Origin of the sequence: Plasticicumulans lactativorans, assembly GCF_004341245.1 — a bacterium.
GTDB classification, from domain to species: Bacteria; Pseudomonadota; Gammaproteobacteria; order Competibacterales; family Competibacteraceae; genus Plasticicumulans_A; species Plasticicumulans_A lactativorans.
This window is the reverse complement of record NZ_SLWY01000012.1, coordinates 22,388-47,441: the sequence shown is the minus strand read 5'-3', so window position 1 is coordinate 47,441 and position 25,054 is coordinate 22,388. Positions and strand designations below refer to the sequence as shown.

General features: G+C 70.3%; 23 protein-coding genes and 3 pseudogenes. 8 read left to right on the top strand and 18 right to left on the bottom strand.

All coding sequences use genetic code 11. The annotated features are described in order from the left end of the window. Positions 1–148 precede the first annotated feature (148 nt). Positions 149–820: pseudogene (locus tag EV699_RS11795) on the top strand (tyrosine-type recombinase/integrase); the annotation flags it as partial. On the opposite strand, the gene EV699_RS11790 reads toward EV699_RS11795, so the two are convergent. From EV699_RS11790 to EV699_RS11770, 5 genes and pseudogenes are all read right to left on the bottom strand, one after another. Further along, positions 811–1,386: a 3'-5' exonuclease gene (locus EV699_RS11790; RefSeq protein WP_132542917.1), complete on the bottom strand. Its 576-nt coding sequence runs from the start codon at positions 1,384–1,386 to the stop codon at positions 811–813. The pseudogene EV699_RS11795 and the gene EV699_RS11790 sit on opposite strands and share 10 nt — an antisense overlap. Further along, entirely contained in the window at positions 1,383–2,546 is a 1,164-nt protein-coding gene (locus tag EV699_RS11785; RefSeq protein ID WP_132542915.1) for a hypothetical protein, read from the bottom strand. The genes EV699_RS11790 and EV699_RS11785 overlap by 4 nt, the downstream gene beginning before the upstream one ends. Next, a pseudogene (locus EV699_RS11780) lies at positions 2,546–3,442 on the bottom strand (AAA family ATPase). Before EV699_RS11780 ends, EV699_RS11785 begins: the two are co-directional and overlap by 1 nt. Further along, positions 3,439–3,933 (bottom strand): HORMA-1 domain-containing protein, encoded by a 495-nt coding sequence (locus EV699_RS11775; protein ID WP_132542913.1) that lies wholly within the window; start codon positions 3,931–3,933, stop codon positions 3,439–3,441. The pseudogene EV699_RS11780 and the gene EV699_RS11775 overlap by 4 nt, the downstream one beginning before the upstream one ends. After that, positions 3,930–4,880 carry a CBASS oligonucleotide cyclase gene (locus EV699_RS11770; RefSeq protein WP_132542911.1) on the bottom strand — a complete coding sequence of 317 codons (951 nt, stop codon included), beginning with the start codon at positions 4,878–4,880 and terminating at the stop codon, positions 3,930–3,932. Before EV699_RS11770 ends, EV699_RS11775 begins: the two co-directional genes overlap by 4 nt. 605 nt (positions 4,881–5,485) lie before the next feature. Here EV699_RS11770 and EV699_RS11760 point away from each other — a divergent pair. The 3 genes and pseudogenes from EV699_RS11760 to tadA form a co-directional block, all read left to right on the top strand. Then, a pseudogene (locus tag EV699_RS11760) lies at positions 5,486–5,597 on the top strand (IS5/IS1182 family transposase); the annotation flags it as partial. A gap of 318 nt (positions 5,598–5,915) precedes the next feature. After that, entirely contained in the window at positions 5,916–6,260 is a 345-nt protein-coding gene (locus EV699_RS11755; protein WP_165904113.1) for a DUF1840 family protein, read from the top strand. Further along, the gene (gene tadA, locus EV699_RS11750; RefSeq protein WP_132543089.1) at positions 6,257–6,778 is read left to right on the top strand and encodes a tRNA adenosine(34) deaminase TadA; all 522 of its coding nucleotides are present in this window, start codon (positions 6,257–6,259) and stop codon (positions 6,776–6,778) included. The genes EV699_RS11755 and tadA overlap by 4 nt, the downstream gene beginning before the upstream one ends. A 10-nt stretch (positions 6,779–6,788) precedes the next feature. Here tadA and gluQRS read toward each other — a convergent pair whose 3' ends face one another. The 3 genes from gluQRS to ppsA form a co-directional block, all read right to left on the bottom strand. Next, on the bottom strand, positions 6,789–7,694 hold the full coding sequence (gluQRS, locus tag EV699_RS11745; RefSeq protein WP_132542905.1) for a tRNA glutamyl-Q(34) synthetase GluQRS: 906 nt from the start codon (positions 7,692–7,694) through the stop codon (positions 6,789–6,791). A gap of 5 nt (positions 7,695–7,699) precedes the next feature. Further along, positions 7,700–9,085: a cation:proton antiporter gene (locus EV699_RS11740; RefSeq protein WP_132542903.1), complete on the bottom strand. Its 1,386-nt coding sequence runs from the start codon at positions 9,083–9,085 to the stop codon at positions 7,700–7,702. A 176-nt stretch (positions 9,086–9,261) separates the two neighbouring features. Further along, positions 9,262–11,598: a phosphoenolpyruvate synthase gene (gene ppsA, locus EV699_RS11735; RefSeq protein ID WP_424450032.1), complete on the bottom strand. Its 2,337-nt coding sequence runs from the start codon at positions 11,596–11,598 to the stop codon at positions 9,262–9,264. Positions 11,599–11,983: 385 nt separating this feature from the next. On the opposite strand from ppsA, the gene EV699_RS11730 reads away from it, so the two are divergent. Next, complete coding sequence (locus tag EV699_RS11730; RefSeq protein WP_132542899.1) at positions 11,984–12,385, top strand: DUF1249 domain-containing protein; 402 nt, start codon at positions 11,984–11,986, stop codon at positions 12,383–12,385. Here the strand turns inward: EV699_RS11730 and EV699_RS11725 are convergent. The 4 genes from EV699_RS11725 to purM are packed head-to-tail and all read right to left on the bottom strand — an operon-like array spanning position 12,382 to position 15,513. Next, on the bottom strand, positions 12,382–13,095 hold the full coding sequence (locus tag EV699_RS11725) for a DUF3108 domain-containing protein (protein WP_165904112.1): 714 nt from the start codon (positions 13,093–13,095) through the stop codon (positions 12,382–12,384). The two genes, EV699_RS11730 and EV699_RS11725, sit on opposite strands and share 4 nt — an antisense overlap. Then, complete coding sequence (locus EV699_RS11720; protein ID WP_132542895.1) at positions 13,092–13,814, bottom strand: DUF3108 domain-containing protein; 723 nt, start codon at positions 13,812–13,814, stop codon at positions 13,092–13,094. The genes EV699_RS11725 and EV699_RS11720 overlap by 4 nt, the downstream gene beginning before the upstream one ends. After that, positions 13,802–14,461 carry a phosphoribosylglycinamide formyltransferase gene (gene purN, locus EV699_RS11715; protein ID WP_132542893.1) on the bottom strand — a complete coding sequence of 220 codons (660 nt, stop codon included), beginning with the start codon at positions 14,459–14,461 and terminating at the stop codon, positions 13,802–13,804. The genes EV699_RS11720 and purN overlap by 13 nt, the downstream gene beginning before the upstream one ends. Beyond that, positions 14,461–15,513, bottom strand: coding sequence for a phosphoribosylformylglycinamidine cyclo-ligase (gene purM / locus EV699_RS11710; RefSeq protein ID WP_132542891.1), 1,053 nt, complete (start codon positions 15,511–15,513; stop codon positions 14,461–14,463). The genes purN and purM overlap by 1 nt, the downstream gene beginning before the upstream one ends. A 177-nt stretch (positions 15,514–15,690) precedes the next feature. Between purM and EV699_RS11705 the strand changes: the two genes are divergently transcribed. Genes EV699_RS11705 through EV699_RS11695 form a run of 3 tightly spaced genes read left to right on the top strand, consistent with a single transcriptional unit; the run spans position 15,691 to position 18,063 of the window. Then, positions 15,691–16,257 carry a CDP-alcohol phosphatidyltransferase family protein gene (locus EV699_RS11705; protein WP_132542889.1) on the top strand — a complete coding sequence of 189 codons (567 nt, stop codon included), beginning with the start codon at positions 15,691–15,693 and terminating at the stop codon, positions 16,255–16,257. Continuing rightward, entirely contained in the window at positions 16,250–17,350 is a 1,101-nt protein-coding gene (locus EV699_RS11700) for an AI-2E family transporter (RefSeq protein ID WP_132542887.1), read from the top strand. Before EV699_RS11705 ends, EV699_RS11700 begins: the two co-directional genes overlap by 8 nt. After that, on the top strand, positions 17,347–18,063 hold the full coding sequence (locus tag EV699_RS11695; protein ID WP_132542885.1) for an HdaA/DnaA family protein: 717 nt from the start codon (positions 17,347–17,349) through the stop codon (positions 18,061–18,063). The genes EV699_RS11700 and EV699_RS11695 overlap by 4 nt, the downstream gene beginning before the upstream one ends. 85 nt (positions 18,064–18,148) lie before the next feature. On the opposite strand, the gene EV699_RS11690 is transcribed toward EV699_RS11695, so the two are convergent. From EV699_RS11690 to EV699_RS11665, 6 genes are all read right to left on the bottom strand, one after another. After that, positions 18,149–20,557 (bottom strand): heavy metal translocating P-type ATPase, encoded by a 2,409-nt coding sequence (locus EV699_RS11690; RefSeq protein ID WP_132542883.1) that lies wholly within the window; start codon positions 20,555–20,557, stop codon positions 18,149–18,151. Positions 20,558–20,643: 86 nt separating this feature from the next. Then, positions 20,644–21,315, bottom strand: coding sequence for a methyltransferase family protein (locus tag EV699_RS11685; protein ID WP_132542881.1), 672 nt, complete (start codon positions 21,313–21,315; stop codon positions 20,644–20,646). Further along, positions 21,312–21,578 (bottom strand): DUF2933 domain-containing protein, encoded by a 267-nt coding sequence (locus tag EV699_RS11680; RefSeq protein WP_132542879.1) that lies wholly within the window; start codon positions 21,576–21,578, stop codon positions 21,312–21,314. Before EV699_RS11680 ends, EV699_RS11685 begins: the two co-directional genes overlap by 4 nt. Positions 21,579–21,674: 96 nt before the next feature. Next, positions 21,675–22,658 carry a YncE family protein gene (locus EV699_RS11675; protein ID WP_132542877.1) on the bottom strand — a complete coding sequence of 328 codons (984 nt, stop codon included), beginning with the start codon at positions 22,656–22,658 and terminating at the stop codon, positions 21,675–21,677. An 11-nt stretch (positions 22,659–22,669) separates the two neighbouring features. Continuing rightward, positions 22,670–23,293, bottom strand: a complete 624-nt coding sequence (locus EV699_RS11670) for a hypothetical protein (RefSeq protein ID WP_132542875.1) — start codon at positions 23,291–23,293, stop codon at positions 22,670–22,672. A gap of 120 nt (positions 23,294–23,413) precedes the next feature. After that, positions 23,414–25,045 (bottom strand): multicopper oxidase family protein, encoded by a 1,632-nt coding sequence (locus tag EV699_RS11665; protein ID WP_132542873.1) that lies wholly within the window; start codon positions 25,043–25,045, stop codon positions 23,414–23,416. Positions 25,046–25,054 lie beyond the last annotated feature (9 nt).

The window sequence follows — 25,054 nt, the reverse complement described above, 5'->3', positions numbered from 1 at the left end:
CGGATCAAGACCTTCCCGTTCACTATTGAGACCGAACCGGTCTTTGAAAGTCTCCTCTGGAAAGCATGATTTCATGTGGCTTTCCGGGCATCAGCGGGTCTCCTGGCCCCTGACGGTAAAAGCCGTCACGAACAGGAGGAAAACCTCGATGCTTACCGATACCGCACTGCGTAATTTAAATACTAAGTCATCGACTTATAATAATTAATTCCGGGATGAGGTGTACGTGACGGTATCGCCCACCGGTATCGTCACCTTCCGCTACGATTACTGTCTCAACGGCCGCCGTGAGACCCTGACCATTGGCCGCTACGGGCCGTCGGGCATTTCGCTGGCGATAGCCCGCGAAAAGCTGATCGACGCCAAGAAGGCCGTCGCCGAGGGCAAGTCCCCCGCGCTGGAGAAGCAGCGCGAGAAGCGCCGGTTGACCGCCGCTAAGACCTTTGGCGACGTAACCGAGAAATGGCTGGCCGGCGCCCGGGTGGCCGACAGCACCAAGGCGATGCGCAAGAGTATCGTCGATCGGGACATTCTGCCGGCCTTCCAGAACCGGCAACTCAACGAAATCACCGCCGATGACCTACGCGCCCTCTGCAACAAGGTGAAGGCGCGCGGTGCGCCCGCCACCGCGGTCCACATCCGCGACATCGTGAAGCAGGTCTATGCCTTTGCCATCCTGCACGGCGAGAAGGTGGGCAACCCAGCCGCCGACGTGGGTGCTGCGTCGATTGCGACCTTCGTGCCGAAGGGCCGGGCGCTGTCACCGGCCGAGATCCGGCTGGCGTTCCAGCAATTGGACTCCATTGCGATCTACCCGACTAGGGGCAGTCCACAGCCGTGCTGCCGCAGTGAGATACTTCGGACCAAGCGGAACAGCTCAGCTTGGTATTGGGCGTCGTGCAGTGCCTGATGGTTGCCCGTGGACTGGGGGTGCAGTCGAGCAGCCATCTGGCTGGAGCGGGTGTCTGCCCAGCTTGAGCCCGTCGCGCCCATGTAGAGCGCCTTGATATCCAGCGCGGCAAAGCCGAAGGGGTTTGACTTCAAATAGCGGTGGAAGTAGTAGTTGATGAACGACCAGTCGAACGGCGCATTAAGCCCGACGAACACCGGCGTGCCGTCGTCGGCGACCTCGACCACCCAGTTCTGAAACCGCTTCATTGCGACCTCGGGGGGCAGCCCCACTGCCGCAAGCTTCTCAAGGGAGAGCCCTGTCACCTTCATGGCCTCCGGGTCCGCGTTGGCCGAGATCGGCTTCAGCTCGCACGAAAACACCTGCTCGGGATTGTCGACGTTGCACGCCCCTATGGTGAGCATGCTGTACTCGCCTGGGATGGGGCCTGACGTCTCGACGTCCACCGACAGGAAGATTTCGCGTCTCTGGCTCATGGAATCAGCGGGTCTGCCGGGACGATCGGGGGGCGGTTCTTGATGGCGTTCCAGTGCTTGCGGAACTCATCACGCCGCTCAGCTGCACTGCCGGTGGTATTCCAGCGGTGACCTGACAGCGAGTAGATGTCGAACGGATGCTCGGTCCCAGCCTTCGCTGTCAGCATGGTCGGGAGCGCACGACCAAGGGCGTAGCCCAGTTCTATGAAGCAGTTCGGCCGCGCACCCGTGATGTCGGCAATGACGACGCTGCTGCGGTGAAGTTTCTTGAAGATTTCGTCATCAATGCGGGCATGCTCGTAGGACTGGTTGCCATCGACCACGGTGAGCTTGTAGCCCAGTTCGCCTTCCATCACAGGCTGGACCACGTTGTCAAAGAAAGACTGGACATCATTGTAGTCCGCGTGCGTCGGATTCAGCAGTCTGACCACGAACGCCTTGGGAGACACCAAGTCTTCGAGCAGGTCGAGCACGTCCCCCACGCCATCGGTCGCCGTCTTGCCCGTGTACATCTCGATGCGGTTGAGCCAGCTTTGCGACGTCGCCGCGCCTTCGGTTTGGAACAGGCGCTGCGCGTTGCTGCCGGACATGCCGAAGTCAAAGATGCGCGACGCCCCAGTGGTCGCCGGCCCGAGGGTGAAATTCAGCGGAATCAAGGGCTTGCCGGCATCGTGGTACAAGTTGGCAAGGAACAAGACACCTTCACCGCCGCCGACGGCGATCAGGATATCGCCATGCTGCGCCTGGAGCTCCATGCGCTTGCTGGCCATGTTCCAGTGCGCTGCGCTCTCGATCTGCACTAGCGGCGACACCCGCATGGCATCCCACACCGAGCGGTGCTCGGCCGGGATCTGGCCTTCGTTCTTGTGGTGCTTGATGGCGATGACCAGCGGGCCCGGCGCGTCTGCCGGCCGGCGCGATAGGTTGCTGTGGACGGTCTCCCACACCAGCCAGTCGAAACAGATGGGTTGGCCGTCGCCTCGAGTCTTCTCAGCGTCGACAGGGATGACAAAGTTGGCGCCCTTGGAGAGCAGGTTTAGCACCAGCACCTTCACGAACTCGCGGGCCCGAGTGACCTCGGCCGCCGTCGCGACGTTGGCGTCCTCGACGATGCTGCCGGTGATGTGGATGCGACGGCCGAACAAAGCAGAACGCGGCATCACTTGTCCTCCATGACCGGCGACGGCCGCAACCCATTAGCCACCTCGAGAAGATCCTTGTGCGTCAACGCGCGGTCCGGAAAGGCCTGGGCGAGCGCTGCCGGGTACAGCCGCGTGCGGATGTCGGAGAAGGTCCAGCCCGGCTGTTTGTTGCGCGGGCCGGTGGCGGCGACCAGTTCCTTGATCTCGCGGTCGGTCAGGCCGACACCCTCCAGATCCATCGTCAGCAAGGCTTGGCGTTCACCGTCGTCGGGGCGCGTGAACTCCTCGACGATGGCGGCGCGGCGCTGCAGCGCGGGATCGAGCACGGACAGGCGGTTGGTGCAAAGGAAGACCACGACGCGACCGCCGAAGCGGCGCAGGTCATCGACGCCCTGGATCAGCGTGTTCACGGCTACCTTGTCCTCATGATGGCTATGTTCCTGGTTGCGCGAAGCGGCCAGCGAGTCGCCCTCGTCGATGATCAGGAAGGCGCGGCGCCCCTTGCCGGCAGCCTGGGTGACTTCGTGAAAGGCCTGGGTCAGAAGGGTCCCCATCTCGCCCACCTTGCCGCTGCCGCGGACCCGGTTGCTCAGTCTGAAGAGCAGTGTGTCCTCGGTGCGCGACTCCTTGGCCAGCCGGTTGGCGATGCATTCGGCCATTGCGGTCTTCCCCGTGCCCACATCGCCATGAAAAATCACCAGCGGGTACTGCTCGGCGACCAAGTCGCACAGCAGCAGCTTCTTCTGGTGCTAGGCCTTGCTCCAGGCGCCCAGCTCGCCGAGGTTGAGCAGCAGCCGCAGTTGATCGTGGATCTTGCGATACCGCTCGTCGAAGCCGAGCAGCGTCTTCTCGCGTGCGGCAAGCGGGGCATCAGGGAGGGGAGTCTTGGCGTCGAAGATGCTGGGCTGGGTCACAGGCTGAAGTCCTTGCGCTGCATACCGTAGCCGTGGCTGACATAGTCACGGCTTGCGCTGGCGGTGAGGGTCGGGTGGCTGAGGTCCGCCGTCGACGGCACCCAGTTGATGTTGAGCTTCGGCGTCATCTTGGCCCTGGCGGCACTGCCGTAGGCCTCGGTATACGACAGCACGATGCGCAGCGTCGGATTCGGCACCTTCGGCCACAGAACGCCGCCGGGGCGGCTCATGGTCAGATCGCCGGATGCCATGTTCACCGCGAAGCAGGTCGCCTTCTGTTCTACGCCGTAGCTGAGCAAGGTCACGTCCACCTTCCGCAGGTAGCCGCTCTTGGCCAACAACTCGATGTCGTGGCCGTAGTCGCGAGCCGCCGCCTCGGTGATGGCCTTCGTGCTGGCGGCGATCATGACCAGGTCGGCCGTCACCCGGCGCATGACCACTTCGATGTCGGCGACCGAGTAGGTCTCCGTCGCGGCATACGTGTAACTCATTCTTCTTCCTCGACCTTGAAGCGCGGGCCGAACAGCTCTTTCCAGATCTCGATGTCGTCTTCCATCGAGGCGAAGTTCGCCGTCTCCCAGGCCTCCAAGGCGGCGGCGGCGATTCCCTTGCGCTCATCCTCGGAAATGCGGCTGGTGACGTTGTTGGTGTTGCATACCGGGTCGAGGATCACAACCGGATCGGTGAAGCTCGGGAACACCAGACCGTTCTCGGGGAAAGTGATGACCTCCTTCAGGCCCGACTGCGCGATGTAAAGCAGGAAGTCCCGGAAGCGCTTCTCAATGGAACCGTCCTTGCCATTCTTCGCGAGCACGTGCGCCATGATCAGTTCGATGGCGAATGACTTGAACGGCTTTAGCTCGACCCGGTTGCGCCACTTCTTGGCCAGGCGCACCAGGGTGCGAAAGTCGGGGTCCTTGTCTTTGCGATCACGCACGAACTTGATCTGGCACGGCGCGCAAGTCTGCACCTTGGTGCCGTCATGGATGTCGAATTGCCAGCCGTATCCGGCGCGCGCCGGGTCCTCGATGACCGGCACGATGTCCACGGAGAGGCCCGTGCCGACGAAGGTCACCGTCGCGGCCTTGCGCTGGATCTCGAAGTCCTCGACCGTTTTGTTGGGATACAACTTGATCAGCGCGTCGTAGATGAGCTGATTCAGGCTGGCTAGGCTTTCGTTGTCGACACTGCGGCCGGAGATGTAGAAGACGACATCAACGTCGACGGGGTCTTCGGATGTCTTGCGCAGGATCGTGTACTTGGCGAACGAGCCGGCCTTCACCACCTTGGTGATCTTGATATCGCTCTGCTCGTGCACACGCTTGGTCAGTGCGCTGATCAGTCGATCCACCTGCTCGTGATACTCCTTACGTTTGTCCGCGGGAAGGCGCAGCACGGCGCTGTCGTAATAGCGAATCTCGGTGTTGCTCAGTGACAAGTTTTCCTCCTGCTGCCGAGTGCAGCAAAGGGCCGCACTCAGCGCTTTCGTTCTAAAACAGCATGCGACTGCGCGCCCCGATGCCGCAGCTTGTCTCGATCCAGTCTGGCGGTAATCCGCTTCGATCATCGATCCGGAGCAGGGCTGCACCCGACGGGATAGATGGGGAGGGTTGACGAGGTTTCAAGATGTGTCTTTTGCCGCATCCCTGTAAATGAGGCCATCCTGCGGGTTGGTGGTTTGGCGCTCCAAACGAGGGTCGCCGGGTGCCCTGCGACGGAATGCTAGGCGATGCGCCGCCGGGCTTTCGGGCTGCGCCCCGCGCCGTCTTTGCCGTCACGGCCATCCGGCTTCAATCCCTCATGTCTTCGCGCCTGTGGCGCTGCGCGCTTCGCTTGCCTCTGGGGATCGGTGCAAGGCCCATCTCCGCCTGGCACCCCTTCAAGACCACCGAACCGGCTTGCGCCGGATCGGTTAGGCAAGCACCCATGCGCGCTACAGGGGTGTCGCTTTTCTTCAGCACTGCTTCCAGCTCCTGCCGCGCCTGCGCCAGAAGCTGCTTAGAACGTGTTCACGATCTCTCGTCTGACTGGGAGAATGGCGTGGTGCGTACCAAGAGATATCCCAGCGACATCAGTCGCGAGCTGTTCGAGCCTGTGCGGCCGCTGTTGGAGCAGGCGCGGCGCAAGACCAAGCCCCGTACGGTCGATCTGTATAACCTTGACTCGTTTCCACGGACAGGTATCCGCTTGATTCTCAAGCGCTCTGGCATGCGGAGTTATCCACGGTGGCGGTCGGCGCTTGCGACGAACCGACCGGCGCGGTGGGTAACCCGGTGCTTGGCGCGCGATCGCTGTTCGCGCGGTGTTGCTCCTCGACGTTGATCGGCAAGGCTCAGTTGAAGCGGTAGATCCGCACCGGGTCGAGATGGGAACCGGTCAACACCAACCCCCTTTAAACTACGCGGGCTTGGGTGGCCTATTGATTGATGATCGGACGCGAGCACACCCACCCACCCGACACAGGAGAGCAACCATGCTGATCCGTTTCCAGGGCGAGCACACCGGCAGCATCATGATGTTCGGCGGGGCCGCCACCGAGTTGTTGAAGCTGATGGGTACCAGCGGGCACGAGAAGGGGGCGCTGCTGGCCGAGGACGTTCCGGCGGCGCTGGAGAGCCTCGAACGGGCGCTCGCCGCGATGCAGGAGAGCGAGGCTGCGGCCGCCCGTGCCGCGGAGGCGGCGGCCGAGGAGGCGAAGGCCGAGGGGCGCGACGTACCGGAGCGCGCCACCGCGCTCGGCGTGCGCGCGGCGCCGCTGGTGGCGCTGCTGCGCGAGATCGTGGCGACGCGTTCCTACCTGATGTGGGGGCCGGCCTGAGCGCAGCCGGGGCGGATGCCGCCGACGACGAGCGCTGGATGCGGCGTGCGCTGGCGCTGGCCGAAGCGGCGGCAGCAGCGGGCGAGGTGCCGGTCGGCGCGGTGCTGGTGCGCGACGGCGAGGTGCTCGGCGAGGGGGCGAACCGCCCGATCGCGGCCGCCGACCCCACCGCGCACGCCGAGATCCTCGCGCTGCGCGCGGCGAGCGCGCGCGTCGGCAACTACCGCCTGCCCGGCAGCACCCTCTACGTCACCCTCGAACCCTGCCCGATGTGCGCCGGCGCGCTGGTCCATGCGCGCGTGGCGCGGGTGGTGTACGCGACGCCCGACCCGCGCAGCGGTGCCGCCGGCAGTGTCTTCGACCTGCTGCGGGACCCGCACCTGAACCACCGCGCGGTGGTGGACAGCGGCGTCTGCGCCGAGGCTGCGGCCGAACTCCTGCGCGGCTTCTTCCGCGCCCGCCGGGACGCCGCCCGCGCCGCGCGCGCGGCCGGTGCGGTTCCGCCGGACGAGGCCTGAAGCCGGGCCGTCACGGCGCCGGGGCGCGCAGCGCCGCCGTCGCCGGGATGCGCTCCGGCCGCCACGCCGGCACCGCCCAGGCGAGCAGCTCGGCCGGGCTCGCGCCGCGCAGCGCGGGCGGCGGCGCCTGGTGCAGGAAGCCGAGCGCGGCCCACAGCGCCGGGCCGGGCCGGCAGCGGTCGACGGGCGGGGCGGACGAGCTCTTGGCGAGCTTGGCGCCGTGGGCGTCGACCGCGAGCGGCAGGTGGGCGTAGCGCGGCGTCGGGTAGCCGAGCAGGCGCTGCAGGTGGATCTGGCGGGCGGTGGAGTCGAGCAGGTCGGCGCCGCGCACGACGTCGGTGACGCCCTGCTCGGCATCGTCGATCACCACCACGAGCTGGTAGGCGTGGAAGCCGTCGGCGCGGCGCACGATGAAGTCGCCGACCTCGCTCGCCAGGCGCTGCTGCTGGTGCCCGCGGATGCGGTCGTCGAAGGCGATGGGCGTGTCGTCGGTGCGCACCCTGAGCGCCGTGCGCGGGCCGAACGGGTGCGCGGCGGCGCGGCAGGTGCCGGGGTAGACGCCGCCGACGGCGCCGAGCAGCTGGCGGCGCGAGCAGGTGCAGGCGTAGAGCGCGCCGGCCGCCCGCAGGCGCTCGAGTTCGGCGTCGTAGCGCGCCAGGCGCGCGGACTGTCGCCACACCGGCCCGTCCCAGTGCAGCGCGCAGGCTTCCAGCGTGCGCAGGATGTCGTCGGCGGCGCCGGGCACGCTGCGCGGCGCGTCGATGTCCTCGATGCGCAGCCACCAGCGGCCGCCGACGCTGCGCGCGTCGAGCCAACTGCCGAGCGCGGCGACCAGCGAACCGAAGTGCAGCGGCCCGGTCGGCGAGGGCGCGAAGCGCCCGACCGGCGTGAACGGGGCGCGGGTCGCCGCGGGCATCGCGCTCAGGCGGTGGCGGTCGCCGCCGTCTTGCGCGCGATCAGCTTCGCCAGCACGACCGGCGTCAGCAGCGTGGTCAGCATCACCATGATCACGATCACCGAGAATTCCTCGTCGCCGACCACGCCGAGCTGCTTGCCGACCACGGCGAAGATCAGGCCGACCTCGCCGCGCGGCGCCATGCCCCAGCCCACCAGCCATTTGTCGACCGGGCCGGCGAAGTAGCCCGAGATCAGCTTGCCGGCGAAGGCGACCGCGGTGATCACCAGCGCGACCATGATCGCGTGCGGGTCGGCGAGCACGCTGACGTCGACCTGCATGCCGGTGTAGACGAAGAACAGCGGCACCACGAGGTGGCCGATGGGGGCGATCAGCTCGTCGAGGTGGTGCTTGCTGTGGCGCTTCAGCACGTCATCGATGCGCGCGCGGGTGGCGTCGTCGGAGTCGGTGACGGCGGCGCGCACGGCATCGTTGATCTCGGGGTCGGCGAAGTTCTTCAGCACGACGCTGTCGAGCACGAGCCCCGCCGCGAAGGCGCCGACGATCGGCGCCAGGCCGATCAGGAAGGCGAGCCACGACAGGATCAGGCAGAAGCTCAGCGCCAGCGTGAGCTTCATCCCCGAGCCGGTGTGGATGCGCGACAGCTGCCGGCCGAGGAAGCGCGCCGAGTACTGGCCGATGACGATCGCGCCGGCGAGGAACAGCACCGCCTTGACGATGATCCACAGCGTCGACAGCACGTCGACGGCACCGGTGGTGACGATCGCCGAGACCACGGCGAGGATCACCAGGCCGATGACGTCGTCGATCACCGCAGCGCCGAGGATGATCTGCGCCTCGGGCGTCTGCAGCCGGCCCATGTCCTTGAACACGCGGCCGGTGATGCCGACCGAGGTCGCGGTGAGGGTGGCACCGAGGAACAGGTAGCCGTTCCACGACAGGTCCGGGAACAGCAGCGGGCCGGCCGCCAGCGTGCCGAGCGCGAACGGCGCCACGACGCCGACGCAGGCGACGATGAAGGCGGCCTTGCCGACCTTGCGCATCGTCGAGATGTCAGACTCCAGGCCGACCTGGAACAGCAGGATCACCACCCCGAGCTGCGCCAGGAAGCTTTCGATCGGGTCGTGCTTGATCGCCTCGACGGCCTCGATGCCGAGCAGCGTCAGGTTGCCGAGCAGCACGCCGGCGAGCAGTTCGCCGAGCACGGCGGGCTGCTTCCAGCGTTCGACCAGGCCGCCGATCTTGCCGACCAGCAGCATCACGCCGGTCCACAGGAAGACGTTGGCGGTCGAGGCGTCGCCGGCGGCGAAGGCGGGCAGGCTGATGGCGCTGACGACGAGTCCGACCAGCAGGGACAGGCCGCGGTATCGATGGGATGGTGCTTGTCGCATGGTGCTCCCTCGGTGGGGCGGTGTGGGCCCGGTCGAAGCGCCTTCGCCGGCGCATGGGCCCGGCGGGCGCGGTTCGCCGCGCTTCTGTTGGAAGGTGTGGTGCTGAAGAACGAAGAGGGTGCAGCCGGGGCGGCTGCACCCTCCGGTGGTGCACGGCGCTGCAGTGCGACCCGCCCTCAGACGTCTTCGCCGGCCAGGTACAGCCAGGTCTCGACGACCGAGTCGGGGTTCAGCGAGACGCTCTCGATGCCCTCGTCCATCAGCCAGCGGGCGAGGTCGGGGTGGTCCGAGGGGCCCTGGCCGCAGATGCCGATGTACTTGCCGTGACGGCGGCAGGCCTGGATCGCGAGGCTCAGCAGCTTCTTGACCGCCGGGTTGCGCTCGTCGAACAGGTGCGCGATCAGGCCCGAGTCGCGATCCAGGCCGAGCGTCAGCTGGGTCAGGTCGTTCGAGCCGATCGAGAAGCCGTCGAAGTATTCGAGGAATTCGTCGGCGAGCAGGGCGTTCGACGGCAGCTCGCACATCATGATCAGCTTGAGGCCGTTCTTGCCGCGTTCGAGGCCGTTGTCGCGCAGGATCTCGACCACGCCGCGGGCCTCCTCGAGCGTGCGCACGAACGGGATCATCACCTGGATGTTGGTGAGCCCCATGACGTCGCGCGCCTTGCGCATCGCCCGGCACTCGAGCTCGAAGCAGTCGCGGAAGTCCGCCGACACGTACCGCGCGGCACCGCGGTAGCCGATCATCGGGTTTTCCTCGTGCGGCTCGTACAGCGGGCCGCCGATCAGGTTCGCGTACTCGTTGGACTTGAAGTCCGACATGCGCACGATCACCGGCTTCGGCGCGAACGCCGCGCCGAGCGTGGCGATGCCCTCGGCGAGCTTGTCGATGTAGAAGTCCACCGGCGAGGCGTAGCCGGCGATCTGCGCGTCGACCCGCGGCTTGATGTCGGGCGGCAGCTGCGCGTAGTTCAGCAGTGCCTTCGGGTGCACGCCGATCATGCGGTTGATGATGAACTCCAGCCGCGCGAGGCCGACGCCGGCGTTCGGCAGGCGCGAGAAGTCGAAGGCGCGGTCGGGGTTGCCGACGTTCATCATGATCTTGAACGGCAGCTTCGGCATCGCGTCGAGGCTGACCTCGCGCACGTCGAAGTCGATCAGGCCCTTGTAGATGAAGCCGGTGTCGCCCTCGGCGCAGGACACGGTGACCGCGTCGCCGTCGGCCACGCGCTCGGTGGCGTTGCCGCAGCCGACCACCGCCGGGATGCCGAGTTCGCGGGCGATGATCGCCGCGTGGCAGGTGCGTCCGCCGCGGTTGGTGACGATCGCCGAGGCGCGCTTCATGATCGGCTCCCAGTCGGGGTCGGTCATGTCGGTGACCAGCACGTCACCCGGCTGCACCCGCGCCATCTCCTTGATGTCGTGGATGATGCGCACCGCGCCCGAGCCGATGCGCTGGCCGATCGAGCGGCCGGTGGCGAGCACCTCGGTGCGCTTGCCGAGGTGGTAGCGCTGCATCACCTGCGAGTCGGCGCGGCTCTTCACCGTCTCCGGGCGCGCCTGCAGGATGTAGAGCTTGCCGTCGGTGCCGTCCTTGCCCCACTCGATGTCCATCGGCCGGCCGTAGTGCTGCTCGATGATCAGCGCCTGGTGCGCCAGCGCCTCGACCTCGGCGTCGGTCAGCGAGAAGCGGCGGCGGTCGGCGGGGTCGACGTCGACGGTCTTGACGCTGCGGCCGTGGCCGCGCTCGTCGCTGTAGACCATCTTGATCGCTTTGCCGCCGAGGTTGCGGCGCAGCACCGCCGGGCGCCCGGCCTGCAGCGTGGGCTTGTGCACGTAGAACTCGTCGGGGTTCACCGCGCCCTGCACCACGGTCTCGCCGAGGCCGTAGCTCGCGGTGATGAACACGGCGTCGTTGAAGCCCGACTCGGTGTCGAGCGTGAACATCACGCCGGCGGCGCCGAGGTCGGAGCGGCACATGCGCTGGATGCCGGCCGACAGCGCGACCTCGCTGTGCTCGAAGCCGTGGTGCACGCGGTAGGCGATGGCGCGGTCGTTGTAAAGCGAGGCGAACACGTGCTTGATCGCGACCATCACGGCGTCGAGGCCGCGCACGTTGAGGAAGGTTTCCTGCTGGCCGGCGAAGGAGGCGTCGGGCAGGTCCTCGGCGGTGGCCGAGGAGCGCACCGCGACCGAGATCCCGGTGCCGGCGTCGCCTTCGAGGCGGCGGTAGGCGGTGGTGATGGCGTCGAGCAGCGCCGGCTGGAACGGCGCGTCGACGACCCACTGGCGCACCCGCGCGCCGGTCTGCGCCAGGGCGTTGACGTCCTCGATGTCGAGCTTCGCCAGTTCGGCGTTGATCCGGTCGGTCAGCTCGTTGACGGTGAGGAACTCCCAGAAGGCCGCAGCGGTGGTCGCGAAGCCCCCCGGGACCTGGACGCCACTCGCGGCGAGGTGGCTGATCATCTCGCCGAGGGAGGCGTTCTTGCCGCCGACGCGATCGACGTCGCCCATCCCGAGGGTGTCGAACCAAAGTACGTAGTCTGCCAACGTAGTTCCCCTTAACGATCGACTGGTGGCGGTGGGCAGCCATGGCTCCGCCGTTCGCCCGGAGCAGGCCGGCACCCGGGCGGACACCGCGGCAGGCGCGGGGGGCCATGACTTCGTGAAGGCCGCAATTATAATGTTGCGACCTAAGTCCGGGAACTTGATTGTTGTTGCGCTGTAATGACAACGATCCTTGTGTCGCAGACCCTGCACCGTTTCCTTGCCCGCGCGTGCTGCAGCAGCACGCGGTGTGCGTCCACCCCGAGCCCCGGTAGCCACATTCGTGAACGCCCACGTACTCACACGGCCGCGTGCCGGTCTGGAGGCCGCACCCCGCACCTTTGCGGGCCTGATGGACCTGTATGAGCGCAACTACATGATGATGCGCTGCCTGGTACCGGTGATGCCGGTGACGGGCTTCGACGGGGTATCGCGGATGGACGGGGCGACCGACCTGCACCTGCGTGTCAGCGAACGTTTCCGCTTCACCAGCGAGGTCATGCTCACCTACCGCTTCGAGCGCGACGGAGAGATCGTCTGCGAGCCCGACCTGCGGGTGCGCGTCTACCATGACGCGCGGCTCGCCGAGGTGATGACCGCCCACCCGCGCCACGCGCCGGCGTTCGACCTCGAGGGTGACGCCGCCGGCGGTCGGGTCTGCGAGCGCTGGCGGGTGAACCGCTTCCTGTTCAAGTGGCTGGGCTACTGCCTGCGGCAGGGCCACGGCTTCCGCCCGCCGCCGCCGGGCGGCTAGCCGCGCGAGTACGCGGTCAGCGTGAAGCGCGCCTTCTCCCTGCCGTCGCGCACGCGCGTGCCGAGCACCGGCAGCCAGTCGAGCCCGGGCGCGAGCCAGACGACGATGCGCACGCGGCCCTTGTCGCTGCGCACCGACTCGTAGCGCTCGGCGCGCAGGCTGCCGAACGGCGTGCTGACGGTCTCCTCGCCGAGCATCTGCACCGCGTAGTCGCGCAGCGCCTCGTCGTCGGGCACCCGCCAGTGCTGTGGCGGCAGCCGTCCGGCGCGGCGTGCGTCGCCGATCGCGAGCATCAGCGCGAACGGGTCGCCGGTGGCGGCGTCGAGCGGGTCGCGTCGCCGGCTGCCGTTGTACAGCACCTGCAGCACGCCGCTGTCCCAGCCGTAGTCGAGTTCGGCGTGCGAGTCGAACGGCGGCTCGACGCGGATCGCGAAGCGCTCCACGCGGGACTCGTCGCCGCGCCGGCCGATCTCGAAGCGGGCCTCGCCGAGCTCGCCGAACAGCGCGTGGACGATGCCGAGGCCGGCCGCGCGGGCGACGACCCGCAGGCCGCCGTCGGCGCGCGGGGTGCCGATCACCTCGGCGGTGCCGACGTCGAAGCCGAGCGTCGAAAGCACGTAGTGCGCCGCGAACGGCGCCTGCGGTGCCGCCTGCGCCGCCGCGCCCAGCACCAGCAGCACGCCGGCGGCGAGCGCGCGCAGGGTCTTCACGGCGTCCCCGGAGACACGCCGAGCAGCGTCATGCGCAGCGTCTCGCGCCCCTTGCGCCACTGCTGCACCTGCACCGGCAGGTAGCCGTGCGCCGGCGCGAACCAGAACGCCGCGAGCTTGCGATCGCCCGGCTGCCCGCGCAGCAGCTTCACCGCGTCGAGCCGGCCGAGGCCGGTGTCGACCGTCTCGTGTCCCTGCTCGGTGACCGCGTAGGCATCGGGGCTCGCGTCGTCGACCAGCGTCACCGTGCCGAGCGGTCGCTGCGCGCGCAGCGACCACATCGCGTGGAGCTGCAGCGACAGCGGATCGAACATCCCCGGCCGCAGCGGCAGGCGCGCGGCGCCCTCGTCGCTCTGCACCCGCACCTCGCCGGCGCCGTGGTCGAACGTGATCTCGGTGAACTCGCGCTTGCTGCCGCCACTGCGCTCGTGGGTGTAGTGCAGCGGCGCCACGCCGTCGGCGCCGACGTGCCCTTCGGCGCTGTCGGCGAGGCGGTCCGGCAGCAGGAGCTTGAGCGCGGCGTCGGCCTGCGAGCGCGCGCGCATCCGGTAGCGGCCGTCGGCGTCGATGTCGAGCTGCACCAGCGCCTCGCCGACCGGCACCCCGCGCAGCGCCAGCGCGTAGCGCGCGCGAAACGGCTGCAGCGCCGGTTCGGCCACGGCGAGGCCGCTGGCGAGCAGCGCCAGCAGCGCCAGCGCGGCGCGGCTCAGGCCGGGCATGGCGGCAGCGGCAGCGGCGCGTCGAGCAGCGCGCCGTCGAAGCGCACGCGGTCGCCGTCCTGGCGCACGCGGCCCTCGGCGAACCAGCGGATCGCCAGCGGGTAGAGGCGGTGTTCCTGCTCCAGCACGCGCGCGGCGAGCGTTCCGGCATCGTCGCCGGGCAGCACCGGCACCCGCGCCTGCAGGAACACCGGGCCGCCGTCGAGCTCGGCGGTGACGAAGTGGATGCTCGCGCCGTGCTCGGTCTCGCCCTCGGCGAGCGCGCGCTCGTGGGTGTGGACGCCGCGGAACTTCGGCAGCAGCGACGGGTGGATGTTGAGCAGGCGCCCGGCGTAGTGCGCGCAGAACGCCGGCGTGAGGATGCGCATGAAGCCGGCGAGCACCACCAGGCCGGGTTCGTGGCGGTCGATCGCGGCGATCAGCGCGGCGTCGAAGTCCTCGCGCCCGGCGTAGGCGCGGTGGTCGAGCGTGACCGCCTCGACGCCCGCGGCGCGCGCGCGCTCGAGCCCCTGCACGCCGGGGCGGTTGCTGATCACCGCGCGGATGTCGACCGGCAGCCCGCCGCCCGCGGCGGCGTCGAGCAGGCTCTGCAGGTTGCTGCCGCGCCCCGAGATCAGCACCACCACGCGCAGGCGGGGAGCGCCCATCAGCGCACCACCACGCGCGGGATCGCGTCGCCCGCTTCGACGTGGCCCATCACCCAGGCGGTCTCGCCGCTCGCGCGCAGGCGGGCGAGGGCGGTGTCGACGTCGCCCGCCGCCACGCACACCACCATGCCGACGCCGCAGTTGAAGGTGCGCAGCATCTCGGTCTCGACCACGCCGCCCTGCGCCTGCAGCCAGCGGAACAGCGCCGGGCGCTCCCAGCTCGCGGCCTCGATCACCGCGCGGGTGCCGTCGGCGAGCACCCGCGGCAGGTTGTCGGGCAGGCCGCCGCCGGTGATGTGCGCGAACGCGTGCACCGGCACCTCGGCGAGCAGCGCCAGCAGCGACTTCACGTAGATGCGGGTCGGCGTCAGCAGTGCCCGGCCGAGCGTGGTGCCTTCGAAGGGCTGGTCGAGGCGCGCGCCGCTCACCGCGACGATGCGGCGGATCAGCGAGTAGCCGTTGGAATGCGCGCCGCTGGAGGCGAGCCCGATCAGCACGTCGCCCGGCGCCACGCGCGAGCCGTCGAGGATGCGGTCCTTCTCGACCACGCCGACGCAGAAGCCGGCGAGGTCGTAGTCCGCGCCTTCGTACATGCCCGGCATCTCGGCGGTCTCGCCGCCGACCAGCGCGCAGCCGGCGAGCTCGCAGCCGTCGGCGATGCCCTTGATGACCCTGGCCGCGGTGTCGACGCTGAGGTGCCCGGTGGCGTAGTAGTCGAGGAAGAACAGCGGTTCGGCGCCGGCGACGACGATGTCGTTGGCGCACATCGCCACCAGGTCGATGCCGATGGTGTCGTGGATGCCGGTGTCGAGCGCGAGCCTGAGCTTGGTGCCGACGCCGTCGGTGCCCGACACCAGCACCGGCTGGCGGTAGCGCTCGAGCGGCAGCTCGAACAGCGCGCCGAAGCCGCCGAGTCCGCCGAGCACGCCCGGCCGTTGGGTGCGCCGCGCGTGCGGCTTGATGCGCTCGACCAGGGCCTCGCCGGCATCGATGTCGACGCCGGCATCGCGGTAGCTCAGGGACGGGGCCTGCGGAGGGTTGGGTTGGGTCACGACGCTCACCTGCGGTTGCGGGGGGCGCGCACGGCTCGGCGGCCGGCGCGCCAGCGGGTCGGCATTCTACACGCCGATTCCGGCGCCCGGACCCGGCGCGATTGACACCCCGGCGAAGCGAACCGAATACTGCGCGCCGTCTCCGGGGCTGCATCCCCGCCGCTCGTACCCATCGGCATGCGTCCCGAGCTGCGCCACCTCCCCAACCTGATCACCGTCTGCCGCATCCTGCTGGTCCCCCCGACGCTGTGGTTGATCGCCGTCGGCGACTTCGGCGCTGCCCTCGCGTGCTTCGTCGTCGCCGGCGTGTCCGACGCGCTCGACGGCGCGCTCGCCAAGGGCTTCGGCTGGACCAGCCGGCTCGGCGGCATCCTCGATCCGATCGCCGACAAGCTGCTGCTGGTCGGCTGCTACCTGGTGCTCGGCTGGAACCACGAGCTGCCGCGCTGGCTGGTCGCGCTGGTGCTGCTGCGCGACGTCGTCATCGTCGCCGGCGCGCTCGCCTACCATTGGCTGATCGAGGCGCTGCAGCCGACGCCGAGCCGCATCAGCAAGGTCAACACGCTGATGCAGCTGGTGATGGTGTTCGCGGTGCTGGTCAGCCACGGGATCTGGAGCGTGCCGCCGGCGCTGCTGCGCGCGCTGGTGCTCGCCACCGCCTTCACCACGCTGTGGAGCGGCCTCGACTACGTGCTGGCCTGGAGCGCGCGGGCGCGGGCCTACCGGGGGCCGCGGCGTGACTGAGGTCCGCATCGGCATCTGGTTCGCCGTGCTCGGCGCGGCCGGTGCGCTGCTCTACCTGCTCGCGCCGGTGCTGACGCCGTTCCTGGTCTCGGCGATCCTCGCCTACCTCGGCGACCCGCTGGTCGACCGGCTGGAGCGCTGGCGCTTCTCGCGCACCGCGGCGGTGACCAGCGTGTTCGTCACGCTGACGCTCGCGCTGCTGCTGACCTCGCTGGTGCTGATCCCGCTCTTGCAGCAGCAGGTCGAACGCCTGCTCACCACCGCGCCGACGCTGTTCGACTGGCTCAAGCACCAGTTGCAGCCCTGGCTCGCGCGCACGCTCGACATCGACCTCGGCAGCCTGATCGACATGGACCTGCTGCGCGCGCGCTTCAAGGAGTCGCTCGACACCGTCGGCGGCCTGGTCGCGGCCGTGGTCGCCACGGTGACGCGCTCCGGCGCGGCGCTGCTCGGCTGGTTCGCCAACCTGATGCTGGTGCCGGTGGTGACCTTCTACCTGCTGCGCGACTGGGACGTGCTGGTCGCGCGCGTGCACGCGCTGCTGCCGCGCGCGGTCGAGCCGGCGGTGGCGCGCCTCGCCGCCGAGGCCGACACGGTCCTCGGCGCCTTCCTGCGCGGGCAGTTCACGGTGATGCTGGCGCTGTCGACGATCTACGCCGTCGGGCTCGCCGCGATCGGCCTCGACCTCGCGCTGCTGATCGGCCTGCTGGCGGGCATGGTCAGCTTCGTGCCCTACCTCGGCTTCATCGTCGGCATCGTCGTCGCCGGGGTGGCGGCGCTGGTGCAGTTCCACGACGCGCTGCACGTGCTGCTGGCCGCGGCGGTGTTCGGTGTCGGCCAGGTACTCGAAGGCAGCGTGCTGACGCCGCGGCTGGTCGGCGACCGCATCGGCCTGCACCCGGTCGCGGTGATCTTCGCGGTGCTCGCCGGCGGTCACCTGTTCGGCTTCTTCGGCGTGCTGCTGGCGCTGCCGGTCGCCGCGGTGGTGATGGTGCTGCTGCGCCACACGCACGACTTCTACCTCGACAGCGAACTCTACGACGACCGCCCGGCCGCGCCCGCGGCGGACGAGGGCGACGGCACGCCACGATGAACGACCAGTTGCGGCTGACGCTCGGGGTGCGCGATCGCGCCTCGTTCGACAACTTCATCACCGCCGCGGCGGACGACGACAACGCCGCCGCGCGCGAACACCTGCGGCGCCTGCGCGGCGTCGCCGGCGCACCGGCGGTGTACCTGTGGGGCCCCGCGGGCAGCGGCAGGACGCACCTCCTGCAGGCGGTGTGCCAGGCGGCCGGCGAGCGCCAGCAGGCCGCCGTGTGCCTGTCGATGCGCGGCGAGCCGGGCCTGCCGCCGCAGGCGCTGGAGGGGATGGAGCGCCTCGGCATCGTCTGCATCGACGACCTCGACGCGATCCTCGGCGAGCGGCGCTGGGAGCGTGCGCTCGCGACGCTGTGCGCGGGCGTGCAGGCGCTCGGCGGCGGCCTCGTCGTCAGCGCCGGCGTGCCGCCCGCCGCACTCGTCGCGGCGGCACCCGCGCTCGGCGAACGCTTCGCCGCGGCCCACGTGTTCGAACTGCGCCCGGCCGATGCGGCGCTGCGCCGCGCGATGCTGCTGGCACGCGCCGAGCGGCGCGGCCTGCGCCTGCCCGAGACGGTCGCCGCGCACCTGCTCGACAGCTGCGGCCACGACCTGCGCCGCCTGTTCGCGACGCTCGACGCACTCGAGCGCAGCCTGCTGGCGAGCCCGCGCAAGCCCGGGCTCGCGCTGCTGCGCCGGCTGCTGCGCGAGACGCCGGCGTCCTGAGCGGCGGCGGCGCGCCGGCCCGCACACCTCGCCCGTACCGGTCGACGGGCGCCATCCGCGTCCCGCTGCCCGGCCGTGGCGGCGTTCACGGCAGTTGCAGGCGCCGCAGCCGTCCCGCGTTGCCGATCACCGACACCGAGCTGAGCGCCATCGCGGCGCTCGCGATCATCGGCGACAGCAGCAGGCCGAAGGCCGGGTACAGCACGCCCGCGGCGAGGGGGACGCCGAGCGCGTTGTAGACGAAGGCGAAGAAGAGGTTCTGGCGGATGTTGCGCATCGTCGCGTGCGACAGCCGGCGCGCACGCACGATGCCGCGCAGGTCGCCCTTGACCAGCGTCACGCCGGCGGACTCCATCGCCACGTCGGTGCCCGTACCCATCGCGATGCCGACCTGGGCCTGGGCCAGCGCCGGCGCGTCGTTGACCCCGTCGCCGGCCATCGCGACGACGCGCCCGGCGGCCTGCAACTGCTTCACGGCCGCGGCCTTCTGCGCGGGCAGCACCTCGGCGATCACCTCGTCGATGCCGAGCCTGCCGGCCACCGCCTGCGCGGTCGTGTGGCTGTCGCCGGTCAGCATCACCACGCGGATGCCGGCGGCGTGTAGCTGGCCGATGGCGTCCGGGGTGGAGTCCTTGATCGGATCGGCGACGCCGATCAGGCCGGCGGGCGCGCCGTCGAGCGCGACGAACATCACGGTCTGGCCGTCGATGCGCAGTTGTTCGGCCCGCGGCGGCAGATCGGCGAGCGCCACGCCCCGGGCCTCGAACAGGGCGCGATTGCCGAGCGCGACGTGCCGGCCGGCGACCTTGCCCGTCACCCCCTGGCCGGTGATGGAGCGGAAGTCGCTCGCGGCCTCGAGCGGCAGGCCCCGCGCCTCGGCGCCGGCGACGATCGCCGCCGCCAGCGGGTGCTCGCTGCCGCGCTCGAGCGATGCTGCCAGGCGCAGCAGTTCGCCCTCGCCGACGTCCCCGAAGGGAATCACCGAGCTCAGCCGCGGTCTGCCCTCGGTCAGCGTGCCGGTCTTGTCGACGACCAGGGTATCGACCCGCTCCAGCGTCTCCAGCGCCTCGGCGTTGCGGATCAGCACGCCGGCCAGCGCGCCGCGCCCGGTGCCGACCATGATCGACATCGGCGTCGCCAGCCCGAGCGCGCAGGGGCAGGCGATGATCAGCACCGCGACGGCGTTGATCACCGCGTGCGCGAGGCGCGGCTGCGGCCCGAACAGGCCCCAGACGAGCGCGGTGAGCACCGCGATCGCCACCACCGCTGGCACGAACCAGGCCGAGACCTGGTCGGCCAGGCGCTGGATCGGCGCGCGCGAGCGCTGCGCCTCGCCGACCAGCCGCACGATCTGCGCGAGCAGCGTGTCGGCACCGACGCGGCGGGCCTCGATCACCAGACCGCCGGTGCCGTTCAGCGTGGCGCCGGTGACGGCGCTGCCGGCGGTCTTCTCGACCGGGATCGGCTCGCCGGTGATCATCGCTTCGTCGACGGCGCTCGCGCCGTCGAGCACCACGCCGTCGACCGGGATCTTCTCGCCCGGGCGCACGCGCAGGCGGTCGCCGACGGCGATGTGTTCGAGCGGCACGTCGGCCTCGCTGCCGTCGGCCGCGATCCGCCGCGCGGTCTTCGGCGCCAGCCCGAGCAGCGCGCGGATCGCCGCGCCGGTCTGGCTGCGTGCGCGCAGTTCGAGCACCTGGCCGAGCAGCACCAGCACGGTGATCACGGCGGCCGCCTCGAAGTACACCGGCACCATGCCGTCGTGCACGCGCATGCCGGCCGGGAAGTGCTGCGGCAGGACGGTCGCGATCACGCTGTAGCCGTAGGCCACGGCGACGCCGAGCCCGATCAGCGTGAACATGTTCAGCGCGCGGCGTTTCACCGACTGCACGCCGCGCACGAAGAACGGCCAGCCGCCCCACAGCACCACCGGCGTCGCCAGCAGGCCCTGCAGCCAGGTCCAGCGCTGCATGCCGAGCAGCGTCGCCACTGACGCACCGGGGAGCAGTTCGGACATCACGCCGAGCACCAGCACGGCAGCGAGCGGTAGCGAGCCGCGAAAGCGCCGCGTCATGTCCCGCAGCTCGGGGTTCTCCGGCTCCTCGCCGGCGAGCGACGCGTGGCGTGGCTCCAGCGCCATGCCGCAGATCGGGCAGGTACCCGGGCCGAGCTGCACCACTTCGGGATGCATCGGGCAGGTGTATTCGAGCGCCATCGGATCGACCCCCGCTGGCGGCGCAACCGGACGGTGCTGCACGGGCTGGGCGGCAGGCGACGACATGTCCGCGGGTGCGGCGTGGGGGTGCGCCGCCGCATCGCCGGCCGGCGGAGGCGCGTCGCTGCCCGGCACCGCCGGTGCGTAGCGCTCCGGTTCGGCCGCAAATGTCGCGCGACAGCCGGCGGAGCAGAAGTGCCAGGTGCGACCGTTCCACTCCAGGCGGTGCGGGCTCTGCTCGGGATCGACGTTCATGCCACAGACGGGATCGCGGACCATGTCGGTCTCCTGGCGCGAGGGGGCCATCGGGAAGGGCGGGCGTTCCGCCCCGCTCATCGGGGTCGACGGAACATCGTCATCCGGACTCAGGGCCGTCGCGGTGTTTTGCGGGCGTTCCACAGCGCCGCAGCGTCGGGGATGAAGGCCGGCGTCCTGGCGGCGTAGGCGGTGTAGTCGGCGCCGAAGGCGGCCAGGGCATCGGCTTCCTCGCGCCGCGCCAGGCGCACGTAGACGAACACCAGGATCGGGAACATCACCAACGTCGGCAGCGTCGGCCACTGCAGCAGGAAGCCGGACATGATCAGCACGAAGCCGGCGTACTGCGGGTGGCGCAGGTGACGGTACGGCCCCGTCGTCGCGAGCCGGTGCTGGCGCTGGGCCGCGTACAGCACCTGCCAGGCCGCCGCCAGCAGCCAGAAGCCGCCGGCGATGAACACCGCGCTCAGCAGGTGGAAGGGGCCGAAGTGCGGGTTGCCGCGCCAGCCGAACGCCATCTCCAGCAGGTGCCCGCCATCGTGCGAGCTGAAATCGACGCCGGGAAAGCGGCTGGTGAGCCAGCCCGACAGCAGGTAGATCGTCAGTGGGAAGCCGTACATCTCGGTGAACAGCGCGACGATGAAGGCCGAGAAGGCTCCCAGCGAGCGCCAGTCGCGCGCCGTCTTCGGCTTGGTGAAACTGAAGGCGAACAGGATGAACACCAGCGAGTTGATGACGACCAGGGTCCACAGCCCGTAGGCCGGCGCGTCGGCGTGGTTCATGGCTTGTCCTCCGTCTCCGGCGTCTTCGCCTTGTCGTGCACCGCGTCATGGTGCGATGCATGCGCACCGCCGTGGCCGTGGTGCATGAACAGGTGCATCAGGGGGCAGGCGAGCAGCAGCAGCCAGGGCAGGATGCCGAGCAGGTGGGCGCGGTGCTCGGCGATCAGGAAGAAGCCGATGATCACCAGAAAACCGAGCAGCACCGCGTTCGAGCGTGAGGGTGACGGGGGGCGTATGGGGGGATCGGTACGTTGTGGATTCATGATCGGACTCCTGCGACGAGCCGCGCACGGGGGCTCGATGGATGGGGCGCTGCCCCCGGTGCCGACGGGGCACCGGGGGCAGCGCCGCGTGGGGTTTCAGGGCCGGTAGGTGATGCCGTTCGGCCCCCGGCCGACCGGGTAGCGCTTCAGCACGCGATCGCTCGCGGTGTCGATCTCGGCGACGCTGCTGTCTTCGACGTTGCTGATCCAGGCGCGCCCGGCGGCGGCGACCACGCCGTGCGCGCCGCGGCCCGAGTTCAGCGTCGCGACGACCCGCCACGCGCCGAGGTCGATCACCGAAACGCGGTCGTCGGGCTGCGCCGCGGTGCCCTGATTGGCCACGTACAGCTTGCGTCCGTCGGGCGTGGCGTGGACCTGGATCGGCTTGCGGCCGACCCCGATCCTGGCGGTGACCGCGCGCGTGGCGGTGTCGATCTCGGCGACCGCATCGTCGTCGCGCAGCGACACGTAGGCCTTGCGGCCATCGGGCGCGAAGCCGACCTGCACCGGCGCCTTGCCGACCGGGATGCTGGCGACGCGCGTCCGGGTCGCGAGATCGATCACCGTGACCGTGCCGCCCTTGACGTCGGCGACGTACAGCTCGCGGCCGTCGGGGCTCACGCGCAGGCCGTGCGGGTAGGCACCGGTCGGGATCGCGCCGTCCACCCGCCGCGCCGCGAGGTCGACCAGCAGCACGCGGTCGGCGGCGGCGTCGGTGACATACGCGGTGCCGCCGACCGCATCGGTGACGACGTGGCCCGGATGGCCGCCCAGGACGATGTCCGCGCCGACCGCGAGCGAGTCCGCGTCGAGCAGCAGCAGGCGACCGCCCGCGGCGTGCCCGGCGTGGCCGCCGTGGGGGGCGGTCGGCATGCCGGTCAGCAACAGACGCCTGCCGTCGGGAGCGATCTGCACGTTGTGCGGTGCGACCGGCAGCGGGGCGGTGCGCACCTCACCGCTGCCGGTGTCGATCGCGCTGATCGAGGCGCCGCGCTCGTCGGCGGTGTAGACCGTGCCGGCCGTCGCGTCGGCGAGCCCGAGCAAGGCCGCCGCCGCCGCGAGCGCGGCGAGCGGGCGCATCGCGGGCCGGCTCACGGCTTGGGCGGGCCCGGCTGTGTCGGCTCGCGCTCGATCACCTGCTCCAGCATGCGCTGCATCATGTCCATGCGCTGCTCCATCCATTGCTGGCGCTGCAGCATGGCGCCGCCCATCATCCCGCACGGGTCCATCATCATCCCGCCGCCCATGCCACCGCCCATCATGCCGCCTCCCATCATGCCGCCCGAGCCGGCGCCCGGCGCCTGAGCGCCAGCGGGGGCCTGGGCACCGCCCGGTGCTGCGGCGGGCGGCGGCGCCATCCCGCCGGGGCCCATCATGCCCATACCCCCCATCGGCATGCCGGGCCGGCCCGCCAGCTCGCGCATCGTGCGCATGCCTTCGCGCATCTCCCGCCGGTGCTCGTCCAGCAGGCGGCGGCGTTCGGCCGGGTCCTGGGTTTTTTCGAGCTGGTCGATCAGGACCTGCATCTTCTCCATGCGCTGCTGCATCTGCTGGAGCAGCGGGTCCGGGGCCGGTGCGGGGGTGGCGGGTGCCGCCGGCGTCGCGGCCTGATCGGGGTGATGCGGGTCCTGCGGCGCCTGCTGCGCGCCGGCGTTCAGGCTCGCGGCCAGGCCGACGACGAGGAGCGCGTGGGAAAACCGGGTGACTGCGTTCATGAGCGAGACCTCTCGTAGCGTTCGGGCGGTTCGGGGCCGCCCGCTTTCCCGGGCGGTGGGTTCGGATGTCTCCTGTGGCAGTACCGTCCGGCATCCCTGCCGGACGCGCGGGGCTGTCGGCTACTCGACGCGGAAGCCGATCATCATCCCCGAGCTCAGGTGTTCGGCGATGTGGCAGTGCGCCATCCATTCGCCCGGGTTGCTCGGGTCGAGCACGATGTCGACCGCCGAACCCGCCGGCACCAGCACCGTGTCCTTCCACACGTGGTTGTCGACGGGCTTGCCGTCGACCGCGAGCACGACGAAGCGCTGGCCGTGGAAATGGATCGGGTGCTGCATCGGGTGCAGCCCGCCGGCCGGGTTGCGCAGGCGGATCTTCACCGGCTCGCCGCGCCTGAAGGTCCAGCGCACGTCCATGTTCTCGGCGCCGCCGGCCTCGTCGCGCAGCACCCAGCGGGTGTCGGCCGAGGTCGCGGCGGCGTTGGCCGCACCCATCGCGTCCTCCCACTCGATCGGCGCCGGGCCGCCGTGGCCCATCGCCGCGTGGTCCATGGCGTGGCCGGCCGCGGCGCCGGCGCGCTCGACGTGCATCGACAGCACGTGCGCGGGTGGCGCGTCGCCGAAGCGCTCGACCAGCGCGGCGATCGCCGCCTGCACGTCGGCGTTCTCGCGCAGTTCGGTGGCGCCGGGTGCGGCATCGGCGGCGGCGACCTCGATGCGGCCGAGCTCGTAGCGCCGCGCGGGGGTGGTGTGCAGCAGCGGCACGCGGCCGGCGTGGTCGAAGCCGAGTTCGACGATCGCGCGTTCGCTGGGGGCGAGCGTCACCGTGTCGACGACGGCGTCGCGCTCGTAGCGGCCGCCGTCGCCACCGACGCGCTTCATCCGCGCGCCGGGGAAGCTCAGCGCGAAGGTGCGCGCGTTGGCGGCGTTGGTCAGGTACAGGCGCAGCGTCTCGCCGACCCGCGCCTGCAGGCGGACGTCGGTGTCGCCGTTGACCAGCATGACGTTGCCGAAGCGGCCCATCAGCGCATGCGTGGCGGCGTCGCGGCCGAACGGCACCTGGCGGCCGTCCTCGATCAGCACGTCGTCGACGATCAGCGCGAGCTCGCGGTCGACCGGGCCGTAGGCGCGCGCGTCGGCGGGCAGCACCCAGAGGTTGCCGTAGAGTCCGGCGTCCTGCTGGAAGTCCTCGCGGATGTGCGGGTGGTACCAGTACATGCCTTCGTCGGGGAAGCTCAGCTCGTAGCGGAAGCGTCCCCCCGGCGGCACCGGCGGCTGGCCGACGCCGGGCACGCCGTCCATCCGGTAGTCGATGCGCAGGCCGTGCCAGTGCACCGTGGTGTCCTGGTCGATCGCGTTCTCGAACTCGATCGCCACGCGGCTGCCTTGGCGCACCTTGAGGAGCGGCCCCGGCACCGAACCGTTGTAGGCGTACAGGCGCAGCGGCGCGCCGGCGACCGTGCGCGTCACCACCTCGGCGCGCAGCCGGTAGGTGTCGCCGTCCTTGAGCTCGACCACCGGCGTCGGCTGTGCCGGCTTCGCCGGCAGCCCGGCGCCCGGCAACTGCATCGCCGGGGCATCCGCGGCGGCCGGCGCCGCCGCGGCGGGCAGGCGGAAGGCTTCGCAGCCGGCCATCCCGGGCATCTGCCGGCAATGCTCGGCCATGTCCGGCGCGGCGCCGGCGGGGAGCGCGCAGGCCGCGCCGAGCGCGGCTGCGGCGAAGGCTGTGAGCGAAGACGGGCGGGGTTTCATCGTCACCTC

What these genes read in the sequence shown, in the direction of transcription:
- EV699_RS11665 (WP_132542873.1), bottom strand. Translation starts at nt 25,045, where the DNA reads ATGAAACCCCGCCCGTCTTCGCTCACAGCCTTCGCCGCAGCCGCGCTC.
- EV699_RS11775 (WP_132542913.1), bottom strand. Translation starts at nt 3,933, where the DNA reads ATGAGTTACACGTATGCCGCGACGGAGACCTACTCGGTCGCCGACATC.
- EV699_RS11680 (WP_132542879.1), bottom strand. Translation starts at nt 21,578, where the DNA reads ATGAATCCACAACGTACCGATCCCCCCATACGCCCCCCGTCACCCTCA.
- EV699_RS11675 (WP_132542877.1), bottom strand. Translation starts at nt 22,658, where the DNA reads ATGCGCCCGCTCGCCGCGCTCGCGGCGGCGGCGGCCTTGCTCGGGCTC.
- EV699_RS11720 (WP_132542895.1), bottom strand. Translation starts at nt 13,814, where the DNA reads ATGCCCGGCCTGAGCCGCGCCGCGCTGGCGCTGCTGGCGCTGCTCGCC.
- EV699_RS11740 (WP_132542903.1), bottom strand. Translation starts at nt 9,085, where the DNA reads ATGCGACAAGCACCATCCCATCGATACCGCGGCCTGTCCCTGCTGGTC.
- purN (WP_132542893.1), bottom strand. Translation starts at nt 14,461, where the DNA reads ATGGGCGCTCCCCGCCTGCGCGTGGTGGTGCTGATCTCGGGGCGCGGC.
- EV699_RS11790 (WP_132542917.1), bottom strand. Translation starts at nt 1,386, where the DNA reads ATGAGCCAGAGACGCGAAATCTTCCTGTCGGTGGACGTCGAGACGTCA.
- EV699_RS11730 (WP_132542899.1), top strand. Translation starts at nt 11,984, where the DNA reads ATGGACCTGTATGAGCGCAACTACATGATGATGCGCTGCCTGGTACCG.
- gluQRS (WP_132542905.1), bottom strand. Translation starts at nt 7,694, where the DNA reads ATGCCCGCGGCGACCCGCGCCCCGTTCACGCCGGTCGGGCGCTTCGCG.
- EV699_RS11785 (WP_132542915.1), bottom strand. Translation starts at nt 2,546, where the DNA reads ATGCCGCGTTCTGCTTTGTTCGGCCGTCGCATCCACATCACCGGCAGC.
- ppsA (WP_424450032.1), bottom strand. Translation starts at nt 11,598, where the DNA reads ATGGGCGACGTCGATCGCGTCGGCGGCAAGAACGCCTCCCTCGGCGAG.
- EV699_RS11685 (WP_132542881.1), bottom strand. Translation starts at nt 21,315, where the DNA reads ATGAACCACGCCGACGCGCCGGCCTACGGGCTGTGGACCCTGGTCGTC.
- EV699_RS11755 (WP_165904113.1), top strand. Translation starts at nt 5,916, where the DNA reads ATGCTGATCCGTTTCCAGGGCGAGCACACCGGCAGCATCATGATGTTC.
- EV699_RS11690 (WP_132542883.1), bottom strand. Translation starts at nt 20,557, where the DNA reads ATGGTCCGCGATCCCGTCTGTGGCATGAACGTCGATCCCGAGCAGAGC.
- EV699_RS11695 (WP_132542885.1), top strand. Translation starts at nt 17,347, where the DNA reads ATGAACGACCAGTTGCGGCTGACGCTCGGGGTGCGCGATCGCGCCTCG.
- EV699_RS11705 (WP_132542889.1), top strand. Translation starts at nt 15,691, where the DNA reads ATGCGTCCCGAGCTGCGCCACCTCCCCAACCTGATCACCGTCTGCCGC.
- EV699_RS11670 (WP_132542875.1), bottom strand. Translation starts at nt 23,293, where the DNA reads ATGAACGCAGTCACCCGGTTTTCCCACGCGCTCCTCGTCGTCGGCCTG.